1 protein-coding gene is annotated in these 457 nt (G+C 63.7%); it reads right to left on the bottom strand.

The window, feature by feature from the left end; all coding sequences use genetic code 11:
• Positions 1-428 (bottom strand): caspase family protein (locus AACY08_RS29585; protein ID WP_339472633.1); only part of this gene is annotated, 428 nt, incomplete at its 3' end.
• Positions 429-457: the final 29 nt, after the last annotated feature.

Raw genomic sequence — 457 nt, 5'->3', positions numbered from 1 at the left:
CCCGCGCCGCGGCTGTTGAGCTCGCCCAACACCGTCTCGATGCTGAAGCCGTCGCGGCGCACGTCGGACTCGGTCCAGATCTGTGCATCGACCGGCAGCAGATAGCTTTGGCGGGCCGACTGGATGCCGAAACCGCTGAAGAACACCAAAGCCACCGAGCCGGGCTTGATCTTGCTGTAGAGCTTGTCGAACGCACGGCGCATGCCGTCGCCGGTCAGGTTCTCGCCGATCTCGACCGAAAATCCGTCGCGCTTGAGTTCGTCGGCGACGTTGCGGGCGTCGTTGATCGGTTCCCTCAGCGGACTGTCGGCATCCGGATATTTCGCATTGCCGATAACGAGCGCAAAGCGGTCGCCGGCTGCCAGCGAGGGCGCGGCGGGGACGAGCGACAGGAGCAGGGGCAGAAGCAGAAGAAAGCGGATTTTCATAATGAGCGCGGTCCAGCCAAAAAGGCGCC

This window comes from Pseudomonas sp. EL_65y_Pfl1_R83 (genome assembly GCF_963970695.1).
In the GTDB taxonomy this organism is placed as follows: domain Bacteria; phylum Pseudomonadota; class Gammaproteobacteria; order Pseudomonadales; family Pseudomonadaceae; genus Aquipseudomonas; species Aquipseudomonas tritici.
Note: the sequence above shows the minus strand (reverse complement) of the source record. Positions and strands in the feature narration are given on the sequence as shown.